Source organism: uncultured Paraglaciecola sp., assembly GCF_913058035.1.
Taxonomy (GTDB): Bacteria; Pseudomonadota; Gammaproteobacteria; order Enterobacterales; family Alteromonadaceae; genus Paraglaciecola.
Window position 1 is genome coordinate 1 of the sequence record NZ_CAJXPA010000258.1, and the last position, 4,618, is coordinate 4,618.

Here is a 4,618-nt window from a genome sequence, read left to right on the forward strand (position 1 = left end):
CTAGTAAACAGAGTGAATTTCAATCTATTTTGCGCAATGATGGAATACAAAAAGTAATCGATTTGATGAATGACACCATTAATAAGCCGATTAATATTAACGCCCAAAAGAAGGGACTCTAAGTGACTAAATTAGAAGTGATTGAGTCAAGTAGAGGTTATTATATTTTACAAGGCGAGTTAAATCGCAACAATATAGCTAAATCAGCTGCTTTGGCGACCCTTAAGAAACATGACATAAGCCAAGCTAGTAATGATGTTTCTATCCTAGATATGTCTGGTGTGAGCCATTCTGATACTGCAGGGTTAGCGTGGTTGATGAATTTTTTGAAAGATAACCAACAACAAAATATACATTTTAAACTTAAAAACATCCCAGAAAGCCTAATAAAGCTTGCAAAAATAAGCGACGTAGAGGGTTTTTTGTCGGTACAATAGCAGAATAACTTTTTAAATCTGGACTTTTCATGGACAATAAACAAATCGAAGCACTTTTGCTTGAAGAATTAGGCTTAGCGGAAGTACATGTTAAAGCTGATGGATCTCATTTCCAAGTTATTGCTGTGAGTGATCAATTTGAGGATATGAGCAGGGTGAAAAAACAGCAGTTTGTTTATGCGCCATTAGCGGCAAAAATTTCCGAAGGTAGCATGCATGCTGTTTCTATTAAAACATTCACTGAAAGTCAGTGGAAGCGTGAGAAAATGTTTAATATTCCGCAATAATATCCGCAATAACATCATTTCAGTAATATCGAATAGAGTGTAATCATGGACAAACTAATTATTGAGGCTTGCCAGCCTTTAAACGGAACGGTGCCTATTTCAGGCGCCAAAAATGCTGCGCTGCCCATTTTGATGTCAAGCATATTGGCAGAATCGACTTGTTATTTCGATAACGTTCCTGAGTTGAGAGATATTCACACCAGCTTATCTTTGTTAAGTGAACTCGGTGCAAAAGCACACCGTCATGATGGTCAATCTGTAGTAATTGATCCTAGTTCGATAAATAATTTCAATGCCTCCTATGAGTTGGTCAAGACCATGCGTGCATCTATCTTGGTGCTAGGGCCACTTTTGGCTAAGTTTGGACAAGCTAATGTATCCTTACCTGGTGGTTGCGCTATTGGTGCGCGTCCAGTGAACTTGCATTTGCAAGGACTTGAACAAATGGGTGCGAAGATTGATGTGGACAGTGGTTACATCAGGGCATCCGTAGATGGAAAATTGCAAGGCGCACATATATTTATGGATGTCGTCAGTGTTGGTGCTACAGAAAACTTGATGATGGCAGCATGTTTGGCACAAGGTGAAACTATTTTAGAAAACGCCGCCAGAGAACCAGAAATCGTAGACTTGGCTCATTGTTTAAATGCGATGGGCGCTAAAGTGTCACATGCTGGAACCGACAAAATTATTATTCAAGGTGTTGAGTCCTTATCAGGATGCCGTTACCGTGTGTTACCGGACAGAATTGAAACCGGTACGTTTTTAATTGCTGCGGCAGTAACAGGTGGAAAAATTCGCTGTGCACACGCGGCACCTAAAACCCTTGAAGCAGTGCTTGATAAATTATCTAAAGCTGGCGCTAAACTATCAGTTGGTGATGATTGGATTGAGTTGGATATGACCAATAGACGGCTTAAAAGTGTAGATATTAAAACGGCTCCACACCCAGGATTTCCGACCGATATGCAGGCGCAATTTGTTGCGCTTAATTGTTTGGCACAGGGAACAGGCGTAGTGACTGAAAACATTTTTGAAAACCGATTTATGCATGTGCCTGAACTACAGCGAATGGGTGCAAATATATCATTACAAGCCAATACTGCTGTTTGTCACGGTAAATCGACTTTGAAAGGTGCCCAGGTCATGGCGACTGATCTGCGGGCTTCAGCTTGCTTGGTTATTGCAGGGCTAGTGGCAGAAGGGCAAACAACAGTAGATCGCATTTACCATTTGGACCGAGGCTACGAACACATCGAGAAAAAGCTAAACGGACTAGGTGCCAATATTAAACGTGTGAAAGATTAATTACGTATTTGACTTTTAAGATTACTATGGCAATTCAGCCACTACCATTTCTAATTTTAACATGGCCCCATTTCTGTTCACTTCGAAGGTAACACTATTACCTGGTTCCGTATCAGCAATGTAATCAAGAGTATCGCGAATACTAACAGCTGGAATTTTGTTTACAGATATAATTAGGTCTCTAACCTGTAACCCACCTAATTCTGCTGGACTTCCCTGACTTATCGCTGTCACTATAATTCCAGCACTGTTTGGACCCGCCTGACCTACAAAACCTAGTGCTCCGCGTGTGACTTTGCCAGTAGAAATTATTTCATTTAAAATTTTGTTTGCTAACTTATAAGGTACTGCAAACGACACTCCATCAACCGATTCAACTCGACTACGACTAGTGCCAATTTTGAAGTTCGCGTTGTTAATACCAATTAAAAAACCTTCACTATCAATAAGTGCTCCACCAGAGTTACCTTCGTTAAGCGCAGCGTCTGTCTGGATGTAATCAAAATAGTTGTTGAGTTCATTGTTGCTGATCCGACTAACAATGCCTTTTGTGACCGTTTGTCCCAAATTGTAGGGATTACCTAAAGCCAACACAATGTCACCTACTAACGTCTTAGGATCATCTAATTGAGGGATGGGGTGAAGATTTTCTGCTGTTACGCTTAGTACCGCCAAATCAGTTACCTTATCATAACCAACAATTTGTGCCTCTTCGAATCGACCATCTTGCAATCCAACTATAATCAGTTTGGCATTAGCAATAACGTGATAGCAAGTCAGAATATAACCACTTGATGTCATAACTACACCAGAACCCAAACTATTACGTTCTACCGGACGTCTTCGATTGTAACCTGCACTATCGATACCTGTACTATATATATTTACTACAGCTGGGCCAGCAGCATTAACCGCTGAATTTAAGCTTAACTTTTTTGAAGAAGAGTCAGTATTAATAAATAGCGTCAAGGGTAGGCCACTACCTTGGCGTAGATCAGGAACTAGAAGTAGGATGACCGATGAAATGATCACGCCGATAAGAATAGATTTCAGTAAAAAAGAAAATGTTTTTTGCACAGGGATTTAGCATGTTACATCAGATAAGTTAAATAATAACATTGAAATCAGTGAGTTGATAGCAGAACTAAGTTCTAGCACCACTATCAACAGATAGATTTTATGAACGTATAACCAAATATAAAGACGAAATTCCACGTTTTATATTCAAAGCAATAACTCCTTTTGCCTCGTCCAACTCTGAGCGTAGTTGCATAACAGTATCAATCTTTCTGCGATTGATACCTATTATTACATCACCATCTTGCAAGCCAATACGAGCAGCTGGAGAGCGAGCCTGTAGATTTGAAATCACCACACCATTTTCGCCCTGTTTTGTTTCGCCATTACCCAGGGTCGCTCCTTCTAAAGCAGGGTGTATTTCTTTGGCTATAACTGCATTTTGTGTCGCATCACTGAGTACAACGTTGATTTTTTCGCGTTTCCCCTTGCGTAGTATCGTTAGTTCTAGCTCGGCACCAGCGCCTCTGCTGGCAACCTTTGCCCTTAACTCTTGGAAACTCACTACAGATCTGCCATCAATTTCCGTAATAATATCGCCTGCTTGAATACCGCCTTTCTCGGCTGCTGTGTCTGGTGATACTGCGCTGACAAATGCGCCTTGGTTGACATCAAGGTTCATTGCATCTGCCAAGCCAGAATCAATATCTTGACCAATAATTCCAAGCAAACCACGTCTTACTTCGCCAAACTCTATAATTTGGTCAACCAGACTTTTCATCATATTGGTTGGGATAGCAAAACCAATTCCAACATTGCCGCCATTAGGGCCAAAGATGGCTGTGTTAATTCCTACTAATTCACCACTAAGATTGACCAAAGCACCACCTGAATTACCTCTATTAATCGCAGCATCAGTTTGAATGAAGTTTTCATAACCACCTATATTTAATCCCGACCGGCCCAGAGCACTAACAATACCTGAGGTAACGGTCTGGTTTAGTCCAAAAGGATTACCAATTGCTACGACAAAATCGCCTACTCTCAACTCATCTGAGTCAGAAAGTGGCATTGCTGTTAACTCATCGGGTTCTATTTTTAATAAGGCAATATCACTTTGTTCATCAGCACCTAATTTTTTAGCTTTGAATTCGCGGCCATCTGTCAGTTTGACCGTAATTTCATCAGCATTATCAACTACGTGATTATTTGTCACTACGTAGCCTTCTTTTGAATCAATAATGACACCAGACCCCAATCCTTTAAAAGGCCTTTCTTGTATTTGTTCTTCTGAATCACCGAAAAAATGCTTAAACATTTCGGTACACGTTGGCGGGAAACCTGCGTACCTTCCACGGATATGCTTACAATTGCAGGAGTCGCTTCGTCTAACATAGGAGCAAGACTAGGTATCTCATTTTTATCTGTTGAAAAAAAAGGTATTGCAGCGTGAGACACTAAATTAACCGACATGCTTGCTGCAATTATACAAAAAGTTCCAACAAAACGTTTTACAACTTTATTCATCAACTATCATCTCCAACATCTAAATTAAAACAATACAAAGAC

The 4,618-nt window shown here is 40.3% G+C and carries 4 protein-coding genes and 2 pseudogenes; 4 read left to right on the forward strand and 2 right to left on the reverse strand.

Features of this window, described 5'->3' with window-relative positions; translation table 11 throughout:
* The 4 genes and pseudogenes from QZ562_RS19730 to murA form a co-directional block, all read left to right on the forward strand.
* A pseudogene (locus QZ562_RS19730) lies at positions 1–122 on the forward strand (ABC transporter substrate-binding protein); the annotation flags it as partial.
* Positions 123–437, forward strand: coding sequence for an STAS domain-containing protein (locus tag QZ562_RS19735; RefSeq protein WP_293764109.1), 315 nt, complete (start codon positions 123–125; stop codon positions 435–437).
* Between the two features lie 29 nt (positions 438–466).
* Positions 467–724 (forward strand): BolA/IbaG family iron-sulfur metabolism protein, encoded by a 258-nt coding sequence (locus tag QZ562_RS19740; protein ID WP_293764112.1) that lies wholly within the window; start codon positions 467–469, stop codon positions 722–724.
* A 45-nt stretch (positions 725–769) separates the two neighbouring features.
* Positions 770–2,032 carry a UDP-N-acetylglucosamine 1-carboxyvinyltransferase gene (gene murA / locus QZ562_RS19745; protein ID WP_293764114.1) on the forward strand — a complete coding sequence of 421 codons (1,263 nt, stop codon included), beginning with the start codon at positions 770–772 and terminating at the stop codon, positions 2,030–2,032.
* A 24-nt stretch (positions 2,033–2,056) separates the two neighbouring features.
* Here murA and QZ562_RS19750 read toward each other — a convergent pair whose 3' ends face one another.
* Positions 2,057–3,109, reverse strand: coding sequence for a trypsin-like peptidase domain-containing protein (locus QZ562_RS19750; protein ID WP_293764116.1), 1,053 nt, complete (start codon positions 3,107–3,109; stop codon positions 2,057–2,059).
* A 100-nt stretch (positions 3,110–3,209) separates the two neighbouring features.
* A pseudogene (locus QZ562_RS19755) lies at positions 3,210–4,576 on the reverse strand (DegQ family serine endoprotease).
* Between the last annotated feature and the right edge of the window lie 42 nt (positions 4,577–4,618).

Excerpts from the sequence above, each read along its gene's own strand:
- QZ562_RS19740 (WP_293764112.1), top strand. The coding sequence starts at position 467 with ATGGACAATAAACAAATCGAAGCACTTTTGCTTGAAGAATTAGGCTTA.
- murA (WP_293764114.1), top strand. The coding sequence starts at position 770 with ATGGACAAACTAATTATTGAGGCTTGCCAGCCTTTAAACGGAACGGTG.